Annotated in this window: 25 protein-coding genes and 2 tRNA genes; 13 read left to right on the plus strand and 14 right to left on the minus strand. The window is 45.3% G+C overall.

From position 1 onward, the window contains the following. The first annotated feature begins 65 nt into the window (after window positions 1-65). Window positions 66-617, plus strand: coding sequence for an L-threonylcarbamoyladenylate synthase type 1 TsaC (tsaC, locus tag AC13DA_RS03670; RefSeq protein ID WP_284450852.1), 552 nt, complete (start codon window positions 66-68; stop codon window positions 615-617). Continuing rightward, window positions 614-1,522, plus strand: coding sequence for an oxygen-dependent coproporphyrinogen oxidase (gene hemF, locus AC13DA_RS03675; RefSeq protein ID WP_284450853.1), 909 nt, complete (start codon window positions 614-616; stop codon window positions 1,520-1,522). Before tsaC ends, hemF begins: the two co-directional genes overlap by 4 nt. On the opposite strand, the gene prfA is transcribed toward hemF, so the two are convergent. Then, window positions 1,519-2,607, minus strand: coding sequence for a peptide chain release factor 1 (prfA, locus tag AC13DA_RS03680; protein ID WP_007144381.1), 1,089 nt, complete (start codon window positions 2,605-2,607; stop codon window positions 1,519-1,521). The genes hemF and prfA overlap by 4 nt on opposite strands. Next, the gene (gene hemA / locus AC13DA_RS03685; RefSeq protein ID WP_284450854.1) at window positions 2,604-3,863 is read right to left on the minus strand and encodes a glutamyl-tRNA reductase; all 1,260 of its coding nucleotides are present in this window, start codon (window positions 3,861-3,863) and stop codon (window positions 2,604-2,606) included. Before hemA ends, prfA begins: the two co-directional genes overlap by 4 nt. Here hemA and AC13DA_RS03690 point away from each other — a divergent pair. The 10 genes from AC13DA_RS03690 (at window position 3,858) to AC13DA_RS03735 (ending at window position 12,037) form a co-directional block, all read left to right on the plus strand. Beyond that, a complete protein-coding gene (locus AC13DA_RS03690; protein WP_284450855.1) occupies window positions 3,858-5,762 on the plus strand; it encodes a tetratricopeptide repeat protein in 1,905 nt (634 codons plus the stop codon). The genes hemA and AC13DA_RS03690 overlap by 6 nt on opposite strands. Beyond that, window positions 5,759-6,361 carry a lipoprotein insertase outer membrane protein LolB gene (gene lolB, locus AC13DA_RS03695; RefSeq protein WP_284450856.1) on the plus strand — a complete coding sequence of 201 codons (603 nt, stop codon included), beginning with the start codon at window positions 5,759-5,761 and terminating at the stop codon, window positions 6,359-6,361. The genes AC13DA_RS03690 and lolB overlap by 4 nt, the downstream gene beginning before the upstream one ends. Continuing rightward, window positions 6,358-7,197, plus strand: a complete 840-nt coding sequence (ispE, locus tag AC13DA_RS03700) for a 4-(cytidine 5'-diphospho)-2-C-methyl-D-erythritol kinase (protein ID WP_273182951.1) — start codon at window positions 6,358-6,360, stop codon at window positions 7,195-7,197. Before lolB ends, ispE begins: the two co-directional genes overlap by 4 nt. A gap of 41 nt (window positions 7,198-7,238) precedes the next feature. After that, a tRNA-Gln gene (locus tag AC13DA_RS03705) sits at window positions 7,239-7,313 on the plus strand. Window positions 7,314-7,403: 90 nt separating this feature from the next. Further along, entirely contained in the window at window positions 7,404-8,339 is a 936-nt protein-coding gene (locus tag AC13DA_RS03710; protein WP_177207333.1) for a ribose-phosphate diphosphokinase, read from the plus strand. Window positions 8,340-8,447: 108 nt separating this feature from the next. Further along, entirely contained in the window at window positions 8,448-9,119 is a 672-nt protein-coding gene (locus AC13DA_RS03715; RefSeq protein WP_040576141.1) for a 50S ribosomal protein L25/general stress protein Ctc, read from the plus strand. Window positions 9,120-9,126: 7 nt separating this feature from the next. Then, window positions 9,127-9,699, plus strand: coding sequence for an aminoacyl-tRNA hydrolase (pth, locus tag AC13DA_RS03720; RefSeq protein ID WP_284450857.1), 573 nt, complete (start codon window positions 9,127-9,129; stop codon window positions 9,697-9,699). A gap of 8 nt (window positions 9,700-9,707) precedes the next feature. Then, window positions 9,708-10,799, plus strand: a complete 1,092-nt coding sequence (ychF, locus tag AC13DA_RS03725) for a redox-regulated ATPase YchF (RefSeq protein WP_007144389.1) — start codon at window positions 9,708-9,710, stop codon at window positions 10,797-10,799. 53 nt (window positions 10,800-10,852) lie between these two features. Next, entirely contained in the window at window positions 10,853-11,902 is a 1,050-nt protein-coding gene (locus tag AC13DA_RS03730) for a phospholipase A (protein ID WP_284450858.1), read from the plus strand. 58 nt (window positions 11,903-11,960) lie between these two features. After that, window positions 11,961-12,037 (plus strand) — tRNA-Met (locus tag AC13DA_RS03735). A 132-nt stretch (window positions 12,038-12,169) separates the two neighbouring features. Here the strand turns inward: AC13DA_RS03735 and AC13DA_RS03740 are convergent. Next, on the minus strand, window positions 12,170-12,649 hold the full coding sequence (locus AC13DA_RS03740) for a nuclear transport factor 2 family protein (protein ID WP_284450859.1): 480 nt from the start codon (window positions 12,647-12,649) through the stop codon (window positions 12,170-12,172). Window positions 12,650-12,669: 20 nt separating this feature from the next. Continuing rightward, window positions 12,670-13,281, minus strand: coding sequence for an NAD(P)-dependent oxidoreductase (locus AC13DA_RS03745; protein WP_284450860.1), 612 nt, complete (start codon window positions 13,279-13,281; stop codon window positions 12,670-12,672). A 127-nt stretch (window positions 13,282-13,408) separates the two neighbouring features. On the opposite strand from AC13DA_RS03745, the gene AC13DA_RS03750 reads away from it, so the two are divergent. Next, window positions 13,409-13,804, plus strand: a complete 396-nt coding sequence (locus AC13DA_RS03750; RefSeq protein WP_284450861.1) for a winged helix-turn-helix transcriptional regulator — start codon at window positions 13,409-13,411, stop codon at window positions 13,802-13,804. A 63-nt stretch (window positions 13,805-13,867) separates the two neighbouring features. Here the strand turns inward: AC13DA_RS03750 and AC13DA_RS03755 are convergent, their stop codons facing one another. From AC13DA_RS03755 to AC13DA_RS03800, 10 genes are all read right to left on the minus strand, one after another. Continuing rightward, window positions 13,868-14,830, minus strand: a complete 963-nt coding sequence (locus AC13DA_RS03755; RefSeq protein ID WP_284450862.1) for a vWA domain-containing protein — start codon at window positions 14,828-14,830, stop codon at window positions 13,868-13,870. Between the two features lie 9 nt (window positions 14,831-14,839). Continuing rightward, window positions 14,840-15,409, minus strand: a complete 570-nt coding sequence (locus AC13DA_RS03760) for an MxaK protein (RefSeq protein ID WP_284450863.1) — start codon at window positions 15,407-15,409, stop codon at window positions 14,840-14,842. Then, window positions 15,406-16,386, minus strand: coding sequence for a vWA domain-containing protein (locus AC13DA_RS03765; protein ID WP_284450864.1), 981 nt, complete (start codon window positions 16,384-16,386; stop codon window positions 15,406-15,408). The genes AC13DA_RS03760 and AC13DA_RS03765 overlap by 4 nt, the downstream gene beginning before the upstream one ends. Then, window positions 16,383-17,324 (minus strand): hypothetical protein, encoded by a 942-nt coding sequence (locus AC13DA_RS03770; RefSeq protein WP_284450865.1) that lies wholly within the window; start codon window positions 17,322-17,324, stop codon window positions 16,383-16,385. The genes AC13DA_RS03765 and AC13DA_RS03770 overlap by 4 nt, the downstream gene beginning before the upstream one ends. 8 nt (window positions 17,325-17,332) lie before the next feature. Next, entirely contained in the window at window positions 17,333-18,139 is an 807-nt protein-coding gene (locus AC13DA_RS03775; protein ID WP_007144398.1) for a DUF58 domain-containing protein, read from the minus strand. Further along, window positions 18,136-19,170 (minus strand): AAA family ATPase, encoded by a 1,035-nt coding sequence (locus AC13DA_RS03780; protein ID WP_482945851.1) that lies wholly within the window; start codon window positions 19,168-19,170, stop codon window positions 18,136-18,138. The genes AC13DA_RS03775 and AC13DA_RS03780 overlap by 4 nt, the downstream gene beginning before the upstream one ends. A gap of 68 nt (window positions 19,171-19,238) precedes the next feature. Further along, a complete protein-coding gene (locus AC13DA_RS03785; RefSeq protein ID WP_007144400.1) occupies window positions 19,239-19,511 on the minus strand; it encodes a methanol dehydrogenase in 273 nt (90 codons plus the stop codon). A gap of 72 nt (window positions 19,512-19,583) precedes the next feature. Continuing rightward, a complete protein-coding gene (gene moxG / locus AC13DA_RS03790) occupies window positions 19,584-20,168 on the minus strand; it encodes a cytochrome c(L), periplasmic (RefSeq protein WP_273182969.1) in 585 nt (194 codons plus the stop codon). 46 nt (window positions 20,169-20,214) lie between these two features. Then, a complete protein-coding gene (moxJ, locus tag AC13DA_RS03795) occupies window positions 20,215-21,060 on the minus strand; it encodes a methanol oxidation system protein MoxJ (protein WP_273182971.1) in 846 nt (281 codons plus the stop codon). Between the two features lie 95 nt (window positions 21,061-21,155). Beyond that, window positions 21,156-23,039: a methanol/ethanol family PQQ-dependent dehydrogenase gene (locus AC13DA_RS03800; RefSeq protein ID WP_007144403.1), complete on the minus strand. Its 1,884-nt coding sequence runs from the start codon at window positions 23,037-23,039 to the stop codon at window positions 21,156-21,158. Between the last annotated feature and the right edge of the window lie 8 nt (window positions 23,040-23,047).

Genomic DNA, 23,047 nt, shown 5'->3' on the forward strand with positions numbered 1-23,047 from the left:
TTAACCCCTTTTTATTGAGTGACATTAGGGTATTCAATCACTGTGGTCTGAATAGAGGCGAGAACATGACAAATACTTGGCGATTACGAGAAGCGGTAAAAACCCTGAATGCCGGTGGCGTTATCGGCTACCCGACAGAGGCGGTGTTTGGTGTGGGCTGCGATCCCTGGGATGAACAAGCATTATTGCGTTTATTAGAGTTGAAACAACGTCCCTGGCATAAAGGCCTTATCCTCATCGCATCAGACTTTAATCAGTTACAAGATTTTATTAAACCCGTTGATGCCAAAGTGTTAGCCGAACTGAATAAAACCTGGCCCGGCCCGGTAACGTGGTTACTGCCAGTGCGTGAAGAAGTCCCGATGTTGTTAACGGGCTTACACGATACCATTGCCGTGCGAGTGACGGCGCACCCACAAACCCGTGCTTTGTGTGAAGCCTTTGGTGGAGCGATTGTCTCTACCAGTGCCAACCTCAATGGCTTACGACCAGCGATGAATGTGCATCAGGTTCGCTGGCAATTGCCTGAGCTGGATTATGTGTTAGCGGGTAGTTTGGGCGGCGCCAAAAAACCAAGCCAAATCAGAGATGCACAAACAGGAGAAATTTTACGATGAGTAGACCGGATATTGATGCCGTTCGTGAATACCTACTTCGCCTACAAGAAAGTATTTGCAATGAACTTGAATTAATAGATAGTAAAGCATCGTTTGAAATTGATGACTGGAAACGTGAAACTGGCGGTGGTGGTCGTACTCGAGTTTTAACCAATGGTGCCGTCTTTGAACAAGGTGGTGTTAATTTTTCTGAAGTCAGTGGAGATGATTTACCGGCTTCAGCAACGGCCAGCCGCCCTGAGTTAGCGGGTCGAAGTTTTCGCGCCATGGGGGTGTCACTCGTTATCCATCCTCATAATCCGTACGTACCAACATCACATGCCAATGTCCGCTTTTTTATTGCTGAAAAAGACGGTGAAGATCCTATCTGGTGGTTTGGCGGTGGCTATGACTTAACGCCTTATTACGGTAATGAAGAAGATGTGATTCATTGGCATACCATCGCTAAAGCCGCGTGTGATCCTTTTGGTGCTGACGTGTATTCACGCTTTAAAAAGTGGTGTGATGAGTATTTTTACCTGAAGCATCGTGATGAGTGCCGTGGCGTCGGTGGTTTGTTTTTTGATGATCTGAATGAATGGGGCTTTGATCGCTGTTTTGCCTTTATGCAATCGGTTGGCGACAGTTATATCAAGGCTTATGCCCCGATTGTGCAGAAGCGTAAGGACACCGAGTTTGGTGAACGCGAACGCGACTTTCAGTTATACCGTCGTGGACGTTATGTTGAGTTTAATCTGGTGTATGACCGCGGCACATTGTTTGGATTACAGTCGGGTGGCCGCACCGAATCGATTTTGATGTCGCTACCACCACTGGTGAAATGGCGGTATCACTGGATTCCGGAAGCCGGATCAGCAGAAGCCCGTTTATACACGGACTTTCTGCCGCCACGCGACTGGATTTAAGATTCGCCGGATAAGGCGGCGAGTTGATCCGCCTGATATTCGTTGATCAGGGGTTCAATCACTTGTTCCAGCTCACCTTCCATGATCTCAACCAGTTTGTATAAGGTCAGATTGATACGGTGATCAGTAACACGTCCCTGAGGATAGTTATAGGTACGGATACGTTCACTTCGGTCACCTGAACCCACCAGTGATTTACGTGTTTGAGCTTCTTCGGCCGCTTGTTTTTCTACCTGCGCAGCCATGATGCGCGCTTGTAAAACGGACATCGCTTTTGCACGATTTTTATGTTGCGAACGCTCTTCCTGACATTCGACGACGATACCGGTTGGAATGTGAGTAATACGCACCGCAGAATCTGTGGTGTTAACGTGCTGACCACCGGCGCCTTGAGAGCGGTAGGTATCGACTTTTAAATCGGCCGGGTTGATATCGACTTCATCAATTTCATCCGCTTCCGGCAGAATGGCCACTGTACAGGCCGAGGTATGAATACGGCCTTGTGATTCGGTTTCCGGAACCCGTTGAACACGGTGAGCACCTGATTCAAACTTCAGACGTGAATATGCCCCTTCACCGACAATGCGGCAGATGACTTCTTTATAACCGCCATGTTCACCTTCCTGCGCATTGATCACTTCGACTTTCCAGCGACGAGACTCGGCATATTTGGTGTACATACGGAATAAATCGCCAGAGAAAATCGCTGCTTCATCACCACCGGTTCCGGCACGAATTTCCAGGTAAATATTGCGTTGATCATTAGGATCTTTAGGCAGTAATAACTTTTGCAGGGTTAATTCGAGCTCTTCGATTTTTTCTTCTGCAGCATTAATTTCTTCTTTTGCCATTTCACGCATGTCAGCATCATCTTCATTCAGCATCTGCTTGGCATCTTCTAATGCGCTGATTGTGCGGCGATATGCGTTGAAATTGCTGACAACAGGCTCTAATTGAGCGTATTCCTGCGACAGTGATCGGAATTTATTCTGATCGGCCATGGTGTCAGGATCAGCGAGCAGACCACTAATTTCTTCATGACGATCAACGAGTGATTCTAATTTATGTTTGATCGAATCTTTCACTTGGGATCCTTGATATTAAACAGACGCCGTGCTGCGCTGAGTAAATGGCCTTCTTCATCAAATCCGGATTGACGGAGCTGGCGACTCGGTTCATGCAGTAAACGGTTGGTCAATGTACGTGCGAGCTCAGTCATGGCCTGTTCGGCAGGCATACCTTGCTCAAGTTGTTTTATTGCTCTTTCCAGTGAATGCTTACTTATCTCTTCAGCATTGTCACGTATGGCTCTAATTACAGGGACGGCATCTTGGGTTCTGAGCCAGGCCTGAAAATGATCCACTTGTGTATCGATAATTTCTTCAGCCTGTAAGGCGGCATCACGACGAGATTGTAAGTTCTCTTCGATGATTTCTTTCAAATCATCAACACAATAAAGGTATATATCATCCAATAATCCGACTTCGGCTTCAATATCGCGTGGTACGGCGATATCGACCATGAAAATTGGTTTACGTTTACGGATTTTTAAGGCTCTTTCAACAGCACCTTTACCGAGAATTGGCAGTTGGCTGGCGGTTGAGCTGACCACAATATCGGCTTCGGCCAAATGTGCCGGCAGTTCACTCAGACTAATGGCATAACCATCTACTTGAGTGGCGAGATTATGTGCCCGTTCAATCGTGCGGTTGGCGATGATGATACGTTTAATACCATTGTCATAGAGATGGCGTGCGACCAGTTCAATGGTCTCGCCTGCACCTATTAATAAGGCGGTGGAGTCAGCCAGCTCGCTAAAAATTTGTTTCGCCAGACTGACGGCAGCAAAAGCTACCGAAACAGGACTGTTTCCAATCGCGGTATCCGTACGGACTTGTTTGGCAACAGCAAATGCGTGTTGAAACAAACGGCCTAGTGATTTTCCAAGGGTATTAGCATTAAGTGATTGGCTATAAGCATCTTTTAGCTGACCCAGAATCTGGGGTTCGCCCAGCACCATAGAATCCAGCCCACAGGCCACGCGCATCAGATGACGAATGGCGTCGGCATGCTGGTAGTGATACAGATAAGGGGTGATAGTGCCATCTTCCTGCTGATGATACTGATGCAACCAAGCGAGGATTTGGTTGTCAGACTCTGCATCAACACAACAGTAGATTTCAGTACGATTGCACGTCGACAAGATAACGACTTCAAGTATGGAATCATCTTCATGTAAAGTGGATAAAGCTGCTGGAAGCATGCTCGCATCAAACGCAAATAGCTCACGGATATGAACCGGAGCGGTGTTGTGGTTGATGCCATAGGTGACAAGATGCATATTAAGAAAAAGTCGTTATTAAATGCTGTTAAACTTTACAGCCATTATTACAATCGTCTGTTATTAGTGAAAACAATTCGCCATTCTATCAAAATCAAACGTTCAGGTCGTTTTAATATGGATTCAATGAAATCATTCATGATGAATGTAGGGCAACATACTAAATATTTTGCTCTGATCGGACTTACCTCACTCATTACTGCCTGTGCTGCAACCCCCGCACAGCAAAGTAAAGCCACAGTTGATGAGGCACAAAAAGTCGTCAAAGCTGCACCGGAAGTGAAAGAGGAAAAAAAGCCCGAAGTCACAATGCCAATGTCACCTGAACTGATGTACTACATCCTTACTGCGGAAGTGGCGGGTCAGCGTGGTGAAGTCGGAGCCGCTGTCGAGCTTTACGAGCGTGCTGCGGATATGGTCAAGTCGCCTAAACTAGCTGGCCGAAGTGCACAGGTGGCGACACTTTCCCGAAACGAAGAAAAAATTAATCACGCTCTGGATCGCTGGTTGGAAGTGGATCCTAATAATGCTGATGTCTATATGATGCGCGCGCCATTTTTGATGATGGAGAAAGATTATGACGGCGCGGTTCAAGCCATAAACAAAGCATTATCTTTAGCGCCAGAGAATCAAAAGATTTATTTAGCCAGAGCGACAGAAAATCTGGCTGAAGTGGCTTCACCGGAAGAAGCGCTTGCCACATTGAAGAAGCTGGATCTGTATAAGCAAGGCCATCCTGATGCACATTATGCCTATGCTCGCTTAGCGTTCTTCTATCAGCAATACCCAGAAACACTGGCTGAAATTGATCCTTTATTAAAAGCCGATCCTGAGAATGAAAGCTATCTCGTGTTAAAAGCCGATACCTTACAGCGATTGGGCAAAACCAAAGAAGGTGTGAAACTGCTAGCCAAACCTGCAGCAAAAGCGGATGCCAGTGATGAACTGCGTTTTACCTATGGCAAATTATTAGGTGATGACGGCCAACTGGACAAAGCACGCACTATTTTTGAATCCATTCAGGCGGATAACCCCGAAAATCGGGATGTGCTTTTTGCGCTTGGCTTGTTAGCGCTGGAAGAAAAAGATGGCGAGAAAGCCAAATCGTATTTCAGTGATTTACTAAGACTGGGTGATCCCACCAATCAGGCTGCGTATTTTATGGGGATTGCTGAAGAATTGAATGCCAATGTCGATGCCGCGCTGGTTTGGTTTGCCTCAGTACCGGTGCAAAGCAGTCGTTTTGATTTGGCGCAGACCCATTACATTAATTTATTGCTGGGTCGCGATGACATCGAAAAAGCCCGTGAACATCTGGCACAGTTGAGACAGCAATTACCGAATAAAGCCCTGCAGTATTACTTATTCGAAGCCAGTTTGTTACGCGACCACGGCATGAAACAAGAGGCTTTTGACTTATTAACAAAAGCCATCAAGCATTACCCAAAAAATGAAGATGCGCTCTATAGCAGAGCGATGATTGCTGAGTCGATGGATAAGCTGGATGTGCTGGAAGCCGATTTAAGACAGATTCTGGCCAATGATCCTAATAATTCTCAGGCATTAAATGCACTGGGTTATACATTGACGGACCGTACTGATCGTCATCAGGAAGCATTAAAGCTGATTCAACGTGCCTTAGAACTTAAGCCAGGTGACCCTTTCTACCTCGACAGTCTGGGTTGGGTTTATTATCGCCTGGGTGACTTAGAAAAAGCGGAAAAATACCTGCGGGAAGCGACGGAAGCCAATCCTGATCCGGAGTTCATTGCCCATTTAGGTGAAGTACTGTGGCAGCGCGGCAAAAAACAAGAAGCGAAAAAAATCTGGGATAAGGGTCTGTTGCAAGATCCTGACAATACCTTGTTAATTGAAACCATGCGCAGGTTTGGCCTATGAGGTTAGTCTGGTTGGCAGCACTGAGTCTGTTGCTGACCGCCTGTGCGCCTTTATGGCAAGCAAAAACGACTACTGAGTCGCCAGAGCAAAAATGGCAACAGCAGCAGCAAGAAATAGCGTCACTGAAAGACTGGCGGTTTCGAGGTCGTACGGCGATCACCCAAGGTCGTGAAGGCTGGAACGCGGGAATCACTTGGCAACAACAAGGTGATGGTTTTGATATCAAATTATCAGGCCCTTTTTCCCAAGGTGGGGCTGAGTTAATGGGTGATGCACAACAAGTTACCTTAACGCTGGATAATGGTGAGCAATATTCGGCGCAGACACCCGAGCAACTTTTAGCCAAAACTTTAGGCTGGCTTTTACCGGTTAGTGCATTACGTGATTGGGTGAGAGGCGTGCCTTATAAAGACGCTGCAGTAGATAAGTATCAACTGGATGAAAATGGGCGTCTTAAAACCTTAGAGCAAGCCGGTTGGCAGGTGGAATATCTGCGCTATGTGCCATTTAATGGCTTGGTGGTACCCGCTAAAATTTTTATCAAACACCCTGATTTGAATATTAGATTAGTGATTGCAGATTGGAGTCGAGCTGAGTGAAAGCATGGCCAGCGCCGGCAAAATTAAATTTATTTTTGCATATCACCGGACGGCGGGAAGATGGGTATCACAACCTTCAGACCGCATTTCAGTTTCTGGATTTTGGCGATAGTCTGTTTTTTGATACCAATAACTCAGGCAAAATCGATCTACAAACTGAATTTGCAGGTGTGCCCAGCGAAGATAATCTGATTGTTAAAGCGGCAACATTATTAAAACCCTTTACTGAAACACATCATGGGGTGGATATTTCCGTCACAAAACGCTTACCCATGGGGGGCGGTTTAGGAGGCGGTAGTTCAAATGCCGCTACAACATTAGTCGCGTTGAATAAGCTATGGCAATGTGGTTTGTCACAGCAAAAATTAGCGCAAATCGGACTCAGTTTGGGGGCAGATGTGCCGATTTTTATCGCTGGTCACGCTGCCTGGGCAGAAGGCGTCGGCGAAGACTTAACGCCAATATCCCCGATAGAACCTTGGTTTGCGGTGATTTGTCCTGATTGTCATGTGTCTACTGCAGAAATATTTTCATCGGTGGAATTGACACGAGACTGCGAACCTATCACAATACCGCGCTTCCTTTCTGGGGAAGGCAGAAACGTCTGCGAAGCGGTAGTGATAAAACACTATCCGGCAGTTGCAAATGCACTGGAATGGTTGGCACAATACGCGCCTCCGAGAATGACTGGTACAGGAGCATGTGTTTTCGCTGATTTTCAAAGTCAGCAACAAGCACAAGACGTAATAGATAAACTGCCTTCACACTGGCAGGGTTTTGTGGCAAAAGGCTGTAATCAGTCGCCACTCACTGCAAGAGCACTGGCAGAAAAATAAGCCAGATGTGACTGCAAGATGATAGAATGAGTTTTGTCAGTTGGGGTATCGCCAAGCGGTAAGGCACTGGGTTTTGATCCCAGCATTCCCAGGTTCGAATCCTGGTACCCCAGCCACTCTTTTGTTTTTTTGATAGAAAACTCGGCGCCTCTACCGTGACACAAAACCGACTTCTCCAGTTACAACAACGAACAGCCGACAGCCGTATGATGGTATTCACTGGTAATGCCAATCGTAAGCTGGCTCAAAGCATCGCCAATTTCCTCAATATTTCCCTTGGCAAAGCCACGGTGGAAAAATTCAGTGACGGCGAAATCATGGTTGAAATCCTTGATAACGTACGTGGTAAAGACGTCTTTATCGTTCAACCTACCTGCATGCCAACCAATGATCACCTGATGGAATTGATGGTGATGACCGATGCCATCCGTCGTGCATCAGCAAAGCGTATTACGCTGGTTGTGCCTTATTTTGGTTATTCACGACAAGATCGTCGTCCTCGTTCAGCGCGTGTAGCGATTACCGCGAAAGTCGTAGCGAATATGCTGACTGGCGTTGGTGCAGACCGCGTTTTAACCGTCGATTTACATGCTGATCAAATTCAGGGCTTTTTTGATTGCCCTGTTGATAATGTTTATGCCTCACCGGTGTTACTGGGTGATATCTGGAAGCATAAATACGAAGACCTAGTGGTCGTCTCGCCTGACGTGGGTGGTGTAGTCAGAGCGCGTGCCTTAGCGAAACATCTCGGTGTTGAATTAGCCATTATCGATAAACGTCGTCCCCGCGCTAATGAAGCCAAAGTGATGAATATCATTGGTGATGTGGATGGTCGCGTGTGTGTGTTGATTGATGACATGGTGGATACTGCCGGTACATTATGTGCGGCCTCTGCTGCACTAAAAGAACATGGCGCTACCCGTGTGGTCGCCTACACAACACATCCGGTTTTATCGGGCCCAGCTATAAAAAATATCAGCAACTCAGTACTGGATGAACTAGTGGTAACCGATACCATTCCATTGCAGCCGCATGCGCAGGAATGTGAAAAAATTCGCGTGTTAAGCATTGCAGAAATGCTGGCAGAAGCGATGTACAGAATTAGCAACGAGGAGTCAGTCAGCTCCTTGTATATGGATTAGTTAGCTACGGCTGACTTTTACGTGCCGAACCTGGTCGCGGGGGAGGCTTACGCCGCTTAAAAAGCGGCATTTTTGATGGGCAAAAGTCCATTGTTTTTGGAGAAAAAAATGGAAAACTTATTTGAAGTACAAGCTGAAGCGCGTACTGATGAGGGGAAAGGTGCGAGCCGCCGCCTTCGTCATGCGGGTAAAGTACCAGCTGTTGTTTATGGCGCTGAAAAAGAGCCAGTTTCGATCGCTTTAGATCACAACCAATTCATTCGTCATTTAGCTGAAGAAGCATTTTATGCTCACATTCTGACGCTGAACATTGGCAAGAAAAAAGAGCAAGTTGTATTAAAAGACCTGCAACGTCATCCTGCCAATGACAACAAAATCATTCACGCTGATTTCCTGCGTGTTGATGCAAAACATGAAATGACAATGACTGTTCCTCTTCACTTCATCGGCGAAGAAAAAGCCGTAGGTGTGAAAGCCGGTGGTGTGGTTTCTCACGTGATGACTGAGGTTGAAATTGCTTGTTTACCAGCTGATCTGCCAGAGTTCATTGAGGTAGATATCAGCAAGCTGGAATTAGATCACGCTATTCACTTATCAGAACTTGTTCTGCCTAAAGGCGTTAGCTTACCTGCACTGTCACACGGTCAGGAAGAGCACCTTGAAGAAGGTGAACGTTCTGCTTATGACCAAGCAGTGGTCAATATTCATATGCCTCGCGTACATTCAGTGGATGATGAAGCTGAAGACGCAGAGGGTGATGAAGAAGCAACTGAAGAGTAATCTTTAGATGGGGAGCTGGATCATTGCCGGTTTAGGTAATCCCGGCTCCCAGTATGAAGGAACCCGGCATAACGTCGGGTTCTGGCTTTTGGACCAGCTGGCTCGTGAGCTCGGGGTGAACTTCACTGTTCAAAACCGATATCACGGGGAGCTGGTTCAATGCTCTCTGGATGGTCATAAAGTTTTTTTGCTCAAACCACTGACTTTTATGAACAGAAGCGGTCAGTCTGTTGCCCTGTTAGCGAATTTCTTCAAAATTCCGTTAGAGAATATTCTCGTTATTCATGATGAATTAGATTTGTCTCCCGGAACCGTTAAACTGAAACGCGATGGCGGTCATGGTGGGCATAATGGACTCAGGGATATTATTGCTCAGACGGGTGGCAAGCAATTTCTGCGCTGTCGTTTGGGAATAGGACATCCTGGTCATAGCAAGCTGGTTTCTGATTATGTTCTCAGTAAACCGTCACCGACCGATCGCCAACAGATAGAGCAAGCCATCGATAATGTTTTACGTATTTTGCCAGAGGTGTTATCCGGAAATATGGATAAGGCTATGAACTGGCTACATTCACAATAGGATTTCTCATGGGATTTAAGTGCGGTATCGTCGGTTTACCTAATGTTGGCAAATCAACCTTGTTTAATGCATTGACTGAAGCCGGTATCGATGCGCAGAACTATCCTTTTTGTACTATTGAGCCTAATGTCGGCATCGTTCCCGTACCTGATCCACGTATGGATAAACTGGCAGCTATAGTAAATCCAGAACGCGTTTTACCGACCACGATGGAATTTGTTGATATCGCCGGTTTGGTAGCGGGCGCCTCAAAAGGTGAGGGTCTGGGTAATAAATTTCTGGCCAATATTCGCGAGACAGATGCGATTGCACACGTAGTACGTTGTTTTGAAGATGACAATATCGTGCATGTCGCCGGTAAAGTGTCACCTTTGGATGATATCGAAGTGATTAATACCGAGTTAGCGCTTGCGGACTTGGAAAGTGTTGAAAAAGCCATCACCAAAACGACTCGTGATGCCAAAAGTGGTGACAAAACGGCCAAAGCCAGATTAGAGCTACTCACGCAAATGCGTGATGAACTGGATAGTGGCAAACCTGTTCGTGCCATGGGCTTTGATAAAGAGCAGCTGGCTTTGATCCGTGACTTACATCTGCTGACGATCAAACCCACCATGTATATTGCCAATGTCTCTGAAGATGGTTTTGAGAATAACGCTGCTTTAGATGCCGTTAAACAATTCGCTGAGCAAGAAAATGCTAATGTTGTCGCGATTTGTGCGGCGATTGAATCAGAAATCGCAGGCTTGGAAGACGATGAAAAAGTCGAATTTCTAAGTGAAATCGGGCAAGACGAGCCGGGTTTGAATCGTGTTATCCGTGCCGGTTATGAATTGCTTGGTTTACATACTTACTTTACAGCCGGTGTAAAAGAAGTGCGGGCATGGACGGTGAAAGTCGGCGCGACAGCACCGGAAGGCGCTGGTGTTATTCACACTGACTTTCAGAAAGGGTTTATCCGCGCAGAAGTCATCAGCTACGATGATTTTGTTCAATACAATGGTGAGCAAGGCGCGAAAGATGCCGGTAAGTGGCGTCTGGAAGGCAAAGAATATGTCATCAAAGATGGCGATGTCATGCATTTCCGCTTCAACGTCTAGCATTCTGGGATATGATGTCGTGAGTTCTTATTTCTTTCTGACATAGGCAAGCTATGAAGACGGCATCATTCTCCTTTTACTTCTTATCGTTAGCTATCGGTTATACACCACTGGTCAATGCCGATGATAAGTTAAATCAATGCTTGCTCACTCAACTGGCGACAGCAGATGACACCATGTCAGTCGGTGATATTAAACAATTATGTGACTCCTCAATCACCCAGAACACTATTGAGGAAGCCTCCCCCAATCCTGAGCCTGTTGACGTTAAAGTAACCAGTACGGGTTTAGAGACAGAAGACAAGTCGGCCATTACCCGACGCTTATTTCTGGAAAAGAAAGAAGCCAAAAACCCGTTTGTATTATTACCGCATAAACCGAATTACATTATCTTAAGTAATAATATGTCTGCTCCGAATGAAGCGCCATTTGAAGCAGCTTATCCGAATGACAATATTCATTTGCAGCCGTGGGAAACCAAGTTCCAAATCAGCCTGAAGCTGCCAGTGGCTTACGATCTCTTCAATGGTCGGGCTGATGCCTATGTAGCTTATACCAACCGGTCATTTTGGCAGCAGTTTAATAAACACAGTTCTTCGCCTTTCCGTGAGTCTGATCATGAACCGGAAGCCTGGTTATCATTCAAAAACGATTATGAATTGTTTGGTATAAAAAGTTCACTTATTCGTACAGGTATTGTCCACCAGTCAAATGGTCAGGCAGGTGAGTTATCACGTAGCTGGAACCGGGTTTATGCGGACTTTGTGTTTGAGCACAATGATTGGTACTACTCATTTAAACCATGGTGGCGAATCCCGGATAGCAGCAGCGATGACGATAATCCGGATATTGAAGAATATATGGGTAACTTTGAATTCGGCGCTGTCTATAAAATGGATAATCACAGCTTCGATATTCTGCTGCGGAATAACCTGAATTTTGATGATAACTATGGCGCTGTTCAGTTAGGCTGGAGTTTCCCGCTGACAGACCGTGTGAAAGGTTATGTGCAATGGTTTAATGGCTATGGAGAAAGCCTGATTGACTATGATGCCCACTCCAATAGTATCGGCTTTGGTATCCAGTTGAGTGACTGGTTATAAATATGATTATTTCACTTGAAACTTAAGCATTTATATCGTATTATTTCGCGCTTCGTGTGGCTATGTAGCTCAGTTGGTTAGAGCACATCACTCATAATGATGGGGTCGGTGGTTCGAATCCACCCATAGCCACCAAAAGATTCAAAAGCCGGAGTTTCTACTCCGGCTTTTTTTTCGCCTGTGAATTTGTATAGTGATGAAATCAACGTATACATGGCGTGGTTAGGTTGAGCCTTAAAATCAGCCCAAACTATGACCTCATCAGGTTCAAAACATAGTATTGTCGTTGGCTGAGGTTTCTGGCACAGCTTGAATAACATCCCAGTGTTCGACAATTACGCCATTTTCAACGCGGAAAATATCAACAACCGCTTGTCCAAGATCGTCTGCATTTTCAACAGAGTACACATGCAGAAACACAAGATCATTATCTGTCGCACTTCTGACAATATCTGCTCTGGATTGTGGATGTGTTTTGAAATATCCCTCGAAGTAGTCAAGCAAAGGCGCTTTGCCATCAGGAACATCAGGATTGTGTTGGATATAGTCCTCAGCCAGAACCTTTGCCGCTTGCTCAACCTTATGTTGGTTAAAAAACTGATTATAAAAGTGGATAACAAGTTGACGATTGGCTTCCTCTTTAGCCAGATCCCGATGGCTAGCTGGTTCAGCAGTCACATTTGCGGTGAATAATACTAAACCAAAGCTAATCAGGGCCGGGACGACTTTACGTGATAGTGTTTTCATTATTATTTCCTTGATATGTTTTAATAACCGACAGTAAAACGTTGGCGAGGGTGTTGTGGTGTTTCAATCTCATCGACCAGAGCCACAGCATAATCTTCATATGAGATGTGGCTGCCATTGTCTGAGGTGAGAAGGGTGTCTTTACCTAGTCTGAACTGACCTGTACGTTCGCCTGGGCCAAACAGGGCTGATGGGGATAAGAAGGTCCAGTTAAGCTCCGTTTCTTTTTGTATTTCATCGAGAAAGTCTGCCCCTTTGCTTGCTTCAGCCTTATAGGCATCTGGGAATTCGGCTGTGTCGATTAGACGAAGTCCGGGTTTGACTTCCAGACTGCCGGCACCACCGACCACTAAATAGCGCGGCACGCCGGATTTTTTAACCACATCGATAATGTGCTTTGCTTCAGCATCATTAAATTTTACAGCGCTTACCACGACGTCATGCCCCCTAAGATGTGGAACAATGTCATCGCTGTTAAGCAGATCGGCTTTTAATGCAGTTACGCCGGGTAATGATGGAATGTTTTCTGGATGACGTGAGATAGCCGTAATCTGATGATGTCTGTTTGATAGTTCTTTGACTATTCTTGAACCAACTTCTCCGGAAGCGCCAATAATAGCAATTTTTGACATAATAAATCTCCTAATAGTATCTAATAAATATTAGGTCTATAATGTAGACCTTTGAGTTAAGCGTAGATACTTTTTCTTGAGCTGACAAGAAGTCAATTTCAGCGTACTAAGTTACTTGGAGGTGACCATGACAACGACTAATTCTGTCGAAACGCAGGCAGAGACTGAGTTTGACCATCCATGTCCGATACGAGATGTGTTGGATAGAATCGGCGATCAGTGGAGTTTATTAATCCTAACCACATTAGCGCCGGCGACTTTGCGCTTTAATGAACTACATCGTGAAATTGGTGATATCTCCCGACAGATGTTATCTCGCACCTTAAAACGCTTAGAGCAGGACGGGTTTATTGAACGTAAGATCTATGCCGAAGTACCACCGAAAGTGGAATATAAACTCAGTGCGCTTGGTTACTCATTTCTTGAACCTATGCAAGCCCTTATTGCCTGGGCTGATAGCAATCATGCACAGATTTGTCAGAGTCGACGTAAGCACAGAGCAAAAAAAGATGGACAAGCCTAATAGGCATTAATCAAAAGATAGGAATATCTTATCGGTGTAATTCAGACTAGCCAGGAGAAGTGTTTACTTTCTGGCAGGCCATTTAGGTCTGAAAGGCTGATAGCAATAGAGAAGCAGTAATAACGCTAATGCCGCCGTTATTTTATTAAACTGCGTGGGCTGTGTTGCCTCATAGGCAAAATCAGTGTTTTGTAGTGCCTTGGCGATATCCCTATTGTTTTCCAAGTGATGATAGAGCATATGGTTTTGTTGAGCCAGATCCATTAAATAGTCTTGTTTGAGGCTGGATAGGTGTTCGGTGCCAACGGCTTTGGCTGTGCCCCATGGACCATTACGTGGAATGTATCCCTCGACCTTGCTGGGATCCTCCGGTAGGCCAAAGCGTGAAGCATGAGGCACATCTTCAGCAGTATAGAAACCTATCTGTACACCATCCTCGTCAAACTTTGGAATTTTACTCAGTCCCAGTTCACCGACACCAATAATAATGCCTGCCTTCCAATCTTCTTTTTGATCTTCAGTATCCAGATAACCGAAATCGGGAGCATAACGTGGATTGATGGGCGGTGCTTCGTGACCATCGGTAAAAAAGACTAATTTACTGCCAGCGAGCACATCATTCAGCATCAGCTCACGCGTATTGTATAAAGCCTGACCGATATTACTATCAGCCACCCAGGCCATTCGCCAGTCGAGTGCATGAATACTGGCCTCAAGAACAGGGTAATCACTACATACCTCAATGGGCGAATAGAGTAAAGCAGGTACGCGTTCGGTAAATACAGCTAAGCCTACTTTTGAGCCACATGGCAGGCTTCTGGCCGCATTCAGCATAGCTGTTTTCGCTTTTTCTAAACGACTGATGGCACCGCCGTGTTTATCAGAATAGTCCTGCACATTCATGCTACGGGTAATATCGAGCACAAACACAAAGTCATAGCTTTTTACTGTGAAGGGTAAAGGGGGCAGAATGATGGCTATCAGTAATAAGACGGCGGAAGCTATCAGTGCATATAAACGCTTCATCATAACAACCTAAGGCAGACCTAAGGGAAAACCAGGCATGGCTGACCACAGCTCTTCTGAGCTTTCCTGCGCTTCACCAGACTCTTGTAGATCGCCGAGAGGCAAATCTCGGGATAATCGTTGTGCTGCTTCGAAATTATATTTGGCTGCCCAAAACTCGGGATCTTTTTTTAATGCAGATTTATAGAGATCTTTTGCCACATCAGCCAAAGCTGTTGCACGATCAATCCCCATTTTTTCAGCCGTTTCAATCGCCTGTTGTAGATAGAGATTGCCCATATTGTAGTAAACCAGTTTTAACATGGCTGGAGAACTGAACCGTTCGGCTTTGCCATAGGCATCGACAGCATACTCGAACATACCGCGTTGTTGCAAATGATGAGCATAGGCAAATTGTACTTCGGGCTCTGTTAGATCAATCTCAGTAGCCTCCACCAAGCGTGGTGACTGTAGCAAACGTATTGCATCATTGATGTCTTGCTGATGTTGCCTTTCTATTATTTGCAGTCCGAGTAGGGTAAGAAAAACGAGGCTAATGGCCAGCGTTAGATGTTGTAGATAAATACGGCGCAACATCATGAGCGTTTCTCCAAAAATTTTACTGCAACAAGTAACAAAACAAAAAACAAAGCAAAGCCATAACACCATGCTGAGAGGCTCTGTTTTGGAAGCTTTTCCTGATAAATTAATGGCAGGCTTTCCAGTTCATCCAGCTCACCTAAAGCGGCTTGTAGTGATTCTGCCGTATCGACTTCATATGCATGGTATGGCACTGATAAGGTATTGAAAAACTTATGTAAATGTCGTTCAGGCATGACTCTGGGGTTATCATCGCGATGCGATTTGGGCTCGCTGAAGATGCCTTGTCCGTTTTCAGTACGTAAGAAGAACCAGTACAGACTTACCCGGTAACGTTCAAACCATTCACGTAGGGTTTTCTGGGCACGATGGTCCAAGGTGGCGGCGCCATCGGAGACCAAAACGATCACACGTGATCCGGTGTGAGACTGGTCTTTGAAATAACTCAAGCCCATGCCTAAACCTTTTGCAACGTTAGTAAACGCTAACCCTGGTGTCTCCAGACTATTAATCGCTGCCTGAATTGCACTTTTATGTTCAGTCAGCGGGCTGATGTAAAAAGGCTGGGTACTAAAACCGGCTACTCCGAATAAATCATGGGGACGGCGATTTACAAATTCCGAGAGTAAACGCCGGGCTGCTTGTGCTTTGGATTGCTCATTTTCATCCGGTGTCTGGCCGCCGAAGGTTTCATTCATACTGGCACTGCGATCCAATACAAAAACGATATGGGCACCTTGTCCGGTACGAGTCACAATTTGCTCAAGACTATGCAAACCAGCGAGTCCAATAATGACTGTGGCTATAGCCAGAGAAGCAGCAAGCTTAATTAAGCGGTTTAGCCAGATCGTCAGCGGATTAAGTTTAATGAGCTGTTTGCTGGGCGTAGCATGTCGCTCAAATAAGCTGCTGAAGAAAGGTAATAAGCTGAGTGGTAATAACACCAGCAGCCATGGCAGATGAAAGGCGAGATTCATGACTTACCGGAAACCACTTTGTCAGCGGCAGCGAGTCTGTCGCATAGACGAATACAATCGTTCAGCAGGTTTGGCTTGGGGGCTTCATCAAAGAAAAACACGCATCTGGATTGCTGAAAAAAATCTTCTATCTGTGTCCGGCTCTCATTAAATTGTGGGTGCTGCTGAATAAAAACATCAATTTGTGAGGCAAACACGGTATAAGATGCCCGTGAATTAAACGCATCATGCATGGCTTGTAAGCCTTGTTGAATCTGATCAACGGTGATGTTTTTATGTCGATTTATACGCTTGATTTGACGCCGTGCGGTGTGAAAAGGTGAGGTATCAAACTTAGGCAATAACCCTGCGAGAGCAGCCCAGATAAGCAAGCATAGAATCGACAAACTGGCGTAGATGATAATGGGGGATTGATAGCGAGAAAGTGAGTGTGTTCTGGGTGCTATATCCGCTTTCATGAAGCCATCACTACCGTCATTATTACCCACACCACTCGCGGTAATTTCTTTGATAGGTGACATGATGAAGTGCCAGTCGGGTAAGGTGATTTCTACACGCTGATTTGCACTGTCTGTGAACACTAACTGTTGCTCAGGAATCTGTAAGGTTCGAACATCAAGGGGTGCGTAAAATGTTTGATAGCGGAGGGTAAGATTGTAGATGGTCTTTTTGCCCTGTTGCTCAGAAGTCATGCTCACGCTATTCAGATCCAGCCAGTAAGTCAGTTCACCTTCTACAGGTAATGAGGATGGAGATAAGGAATAGCCTTCATCCACGGCAATCAGATAGCGGTGTTCGATAATATCACCCACCATCAGGCCATAATTTCGCCCCTGGTCCATTTTGATAAGCTGAGCAGGCAGAACCGGTTCCGCGTAACAGGCAGCAGACAGCAGAAATAAGCTCAAAAGCAGTGAAATGGTGTTAATAAGCTTCATAAAGGTTCCTACTGCATCGAAAAGTATCGACTCATTTGTTTGGCGTCATAGTGATCAATCAACCAAAAAGGCTGTTGATTAAAGCGGCGGAATTGTTGTGTGAGGTAGGCTCTCCGATCTTCATATTGTTGCTGAATTTTTTGTTTCTGATCACGGGTGATAAACACTAGAGAGCTGACACCCGTTTCAAGATCGGTCAGCTCAACAAATCGCCATAACGGGAAGTCGAGATACTCTTTGGATTGCCATAACACTATGGGTACAACTAAATGCGCTGATAAAACGGTCATCAATGACTGTAATTGTGTTTCCGGCCAGTGAAAGTCTGAGACTAAAAATATGAGTGCAGGTTTGCCAGGTAACACGGGGAAAACCTGTTGAGTAGCTTCCGCATGATTGGACTCGGGGCTAAGCCTCGTAAACTCGGTTGTTAGGGCATCGATATCATCGAGCTTTATTAGTTTTTCCTTGAGTAGATAGCAGGAAAAACGGTCATTAGCGGCTTCAACTGAGGCCTTAGTACTCTCATAGACTTCATGCAGTAATGCCGATTTTTCGTCATACAGCATTGAGGATGAACCATCGATAAGTAATAACACATCGATTTTGCTACGTTGTCTGTAACTTTTGACATGCAGAGACTCAAAAGGATCGGTCAGGCTGGCATTCAGGTCCAGCCTTGATGTATCGGGTTCATCCAAAAATAATGATTTTTTATAAAAGTCAGCGCCTGTACCTCGTTGCCGACTTTTATGTGAGCCCAGCATTAAGCCACTGACCAGGCCAGTGGTTTTGTAATCAAACGTCTGGTTCATGGTGATTGAATAGTATTCAATGCGGCAGTGATGAGTGATTCAACAATCTCATCACGGTTGTAGTCATAAACGGGGTTTAAAAAGAGTCGATGCTTGGCGACTTGCCGGATAATCATATGAAAATCTTCTGGCACTAATGCATCACGTCCATTAAGCCAGGCATTGACTCTGGCGCCACGGGCAAGATAACTGATCCCGCGTGGTCCCATACCACCACGTAACATATTGCTTGTATCGACATCGGTGATCTGAATGCCATATTCAGCAGGTTCACGTAGCGCACGACACAAGTGATAGCCGTAGTCCTGCACTTTTTCACTGGTGTGGACATGCTCCTGAATGGCGGCAGCAACATCATTCAATTGCTGGAATGGCACAATGGCTTTATCCGCTGAATCCACCAGTTTGTCGGCATCATGGTAACGTGGATTAAACATCAGGTCTTTCAATTGCACTTCAGATTTTGGCTGCTCAACATGCAGCTCCATCATAAAGCGATCACGTGCTGCGGCAGGCAGCTCAAAGGTTTCATCCTTTTCAATACGATTACGATCAGCAAACACCTGTAAATGAGGGAAAAAGTGTGTTTGGTTGAAAGCATGCACGCTACGTTCGGCCATGATTCTCAATAACAGAGAGTGGACCTGTGGACGTGCCCGGTTAATCTCATTGAAAAAGAAAATAGAGAGTTCATCTCCATGTTTCAGAACCGGCCCTGAACTGACACCTGGTTTACCATTTTCAGCAATATAGGTGTAATAGACGAGGTCATGCGGCATCAGATCTATGGTGCCCTCAATACGTTCAAAGTTACCACCCAGACATTCGGCTACGGTTTTCAGCAAGGTGGTTTTACCGACACCTACATCACCTTCAAGCAGGATATGTCCTCTGGAAAGAGTAGCAATGGTCATCAATCTGACAATGTGTTCTTGACCCAGGATGGTGCTGTTGATGCTGGATTCCATCTTAGCAATAAGCGCATGCCAATCTGACATCGCTATCGTTGATGTTTTAGATAGCTGGTTCATAGCGGTTTCACATGGAAGAAAAAGAAAAGACCGGCCTGAGAATTAGGCCGGTCAGCTTCAGCAATGGATTAATAAACCCATTTACCTGTTTTTTTGAACTGTTCAACACGTTCTGCATTGCGTTTTTCCATTGCTTTTAACGCAGCATCTTGTTTGTTCAGTTCTTTTTCACTGTGTTTTGGATCGTACTTAGAACCTTTGATTTTGTCAGGGAAACCTGGTTTGGCTTCCCAGCAATCACCAGCGGCTTTGCATTTAGTACCATCGTAAGCCATAACTGCACTTGCACCTGACAACATCATCAGAGCTGAACAAGCAACAGCGATTGTTTTTAGTTTCATATTTCTCTCCTTATTTTTGCGACGACATAATGAATTGGCATGCTGCCACTATGGCAACATGCCACCCATTAATTAATGATGAGTTTTATTAAAGTTATCCATAGCTTCTTTGAAGTCTTCTGGCACTTCTGCTGGTTTAAAGTTAGCTTTCTGCTCTTCAGTCAACCAGTCTGCTTTATCTGCTGAACCCCAATAAACACTTCTTACCCAGGCCATGATGTGCAAGATTTCATCTTTAGTGAGGTTGTTGTACTGTGGCCCCATCATGCTACGGGCACCACCATAAATGGTTTCGAAGAGGCCTTTATCGTTAGCGTTTTTAGGATAGGTGTAATAATCATCTCCTAATGCTGGTCCTAACTTGCCTTCAGCATGATGACCATGGCAACCAGAGCAAGCTGTCATAAACAGGCTTTCACCTGCCTTGATGGCTTCATCATCGGTGTTGTAGAGGTTTTCACCGGTATTAAGGAAATGCTCTACAGCTTCTGTTTTTTCACCTTTCTTGCCAAAAGATAAGTCCAGCACATCACCTGTGACTGTATTTCTGAAAACCAATTGAGATTGAGCGACAGGAATCATTGCCACGGAGAGTACCGAGACAGTAAGCAGTGCGATTCCTCGAATCTTCTTTGGCAAAAATGTTTTGATAGTCATGATTTAAAAAATTTCCTGTAAGTAACAAAGAGTATTTTTATTTGAGTTATAAAAGTGGGATGCCTTCGTCTTTCAATACGGCTTTGATCTTAGGATCAGCTTTATGCAGCGCTGTATTGATTTCTTTCAACAGTTCCTGATCATCACTGCGTACGGCGATCGCTTGTTCAAACTGTTGTCTGACACCTTCTCCATCATGGGTTGGCGCAATTTCTTCAGAGACCACCATTTTCAGTGGAACTGAGGCTGATTTAACATAGCGCGCTGCTTCTGGCGCCCAGATATGAGCGATATCCGCTTTACCTGAAACGACTTCTGATACCAGTAAGTCAGGTGCGTAACGGACATACTGATTACGACGAGACTTAAAGCCGATTAATGACATGGTGTAATTGAAGTTGCCTTCATATTTGTCAATTTCACGCAGCATGACTTCTGAAGGACTGCCTGGAACAATGGCAAATTTAGACATGTCTTTCAGTGCTGGACTTTGCCAGTTCTTAATATCCAAGCCTTTGTCTGCAGGGTATATAAAGGCATAACCCGATTTATAGTATGGGTCACTGGTCGCGACACGAGGATCACCTTTGTCTACGCCCATGACGACATCACATTGATTTTTAAGCAGCTTCTCAGTAACGAGGAAAATAGCTGCTTTGTCGGACCAGACGAACTCTAGTTCCCGATCCATGGTATCCGCTAGAATTTTTGCCAGTTCATTCTCAAAGCCTTCCTGCTGCTTATTTGAGTAGGGCATTTCATCACTGGCTGCACACACTTTGAGCGTGCTGGTATTGGCTTGTGCATTAAAGGCTAAGCCACTGCCTAATAGGAGTGCCAAAAAAGAAGGTAACATCCGACCTGATTTGGCTTGTTTCATGTTTCGTTTCATCGTGTTGGTCTCTTTGATGGAGGCCAGCAACCCTATGGTTGCTGGCCAGGTTTCTAACGAAATAAGTCTTAAGTTATTGACCTGTAAGCGACTGCTTACATGCCGTATTCACCTAAGCTCACGTCGTCATATGGGCTCTTACCATCAAGTGAGAAGACCATGACACCACCACCCATTTGAGTGTTTTTAGCCAGTTCTTTAAAGGCACCTACTGCACCTAAACCAGCTGATGGATCATTCAGGTCAAATACCAGACCTACTGCAGGCCAACCACCGACACCGTAGTTGATAGCAACATACTGTGTACCTTTATGTGTGTAAGTCATTGGATGACCGATAACACCTGAAGGCAGTTTGAATTTCCACAGTAATTTACCTGTATCAGCGTCACGTGCTTTGATGAAGCCATCTAATGTTCCGTAGAACACTAAGCCGCCTTCTGTTGCAGTCGTTCCACCCCAAACAGAGAATTTCTCCATTTTTTCCCAGGCGAACTCACCCGTAATCGCGTTGTAGGCTTTAACTTGGCCTGAACCGATTCCGTTTTGACGATCACCTTTAGGACCAGGGTATGTCCATACGTTGGCACCAACGAAGAACTGACCTGCACGATATGGCAACATGAACGGTTCCCAATCCATACATAGGTGGTTAATACCTAAGTAGAACAATTCACGTTTAGGATCGTAAGAATCGAAACCTTGGTTATGGAAGCCCATTGCTGATGGACATACATCACGTGAACGGTGTCCCATACGTGTTCCATATTCAGGGTCACGAATTGGTAAACCTGTTTCCAGATCGACTTTTTTCACCCAGTTTGCCGTGTCATCCATTTTGTTAGCAGACACTAAGTCACCTGTTTCACGATCCAGTGTGTAGATGATGCCGTTACGGTCAGGGTGAGTCAGCAATTTACGCATTTTGCCGTTTTTGTCTTTTTGCTCAGAAAGCATCATGACGTTAACGCCCGCGTAATCCCATTCATCATGAGGTGTTTTTTGGTAACCGAATTTAGCTAAACCGGTTTCCAGATCACGACCCCAGATAGTCATCGTCCATTTGTTATCACCAGGACGCATCGTTTCGTTCCACGGAGCAGGGTTACCTGAACCATAGTAGAACATGTCTAATTGTGGATCGTAGGCATACCAACCCCAGTTAGTACCACCACCGATTTTCCATGCGTTGTCTTCCCAGGTAGATGTACCCAGACCTTTTTGACCATAGTGAGGGTTATGTTTGTTGAAGTCTTTATCCAGACCAACATCTGCATCAGGACCCGTTGCATACCAACGCCATACCATTTCACCCGTGTGAATATCGTATGCGGTGACATAACCACGAACACCTAATTCAGCACCAGAAGAACCTTGGATAACCAAGTCTTTAGCAACAAATGGTGCAGCTGTTTCTGTTTGACCAACGCTGATATCACCATTTTCTACTTTCCAGTATTCTTCACCTGTTTCAGCATTTAATGCGACAACGTGACCATCCAGTAAGCTTTTCACGATCATGGCTGGCGCTTTGTCATCTCCTGGCCAGTAAGCTAGACCACGGTTAACAACGTCACAACAGGCAACAGCACGTGCAGCTGGATCTTGTTTTGGTTTGTGTTCCCATTTGATCACACCTGGCTCATCCAGATCGATAGCAAAAGTGTTGTTCGGGAAAGGTGTGTGAATGTACATAGTGCCGTTCACAACAAGCGGTGCACCTTCATGACCGTTTAGTACACCTGTTGAGAATGACCATGATGGACGCAGTTTTTTAACGTTGTCTTTGTTAATTTGTTTGGCAGTACTGTAGTGGGTGCCTGAGAAATCTTTCCCTTGCATTACCCAGTTTTCATTGCTTTTAGACAGTTCTACTAACTTATCATTTGCAACTGACATGCCTGACATCAATCCGAGTGCGGATGAGACAGCAAGCGCAGTACCGATTTTTGACCACCGGCTATGATGCATTTCTCTCATATATCCTC

Source organism: Methylophaga sp. F-2, from assembly GCF_056859315.1.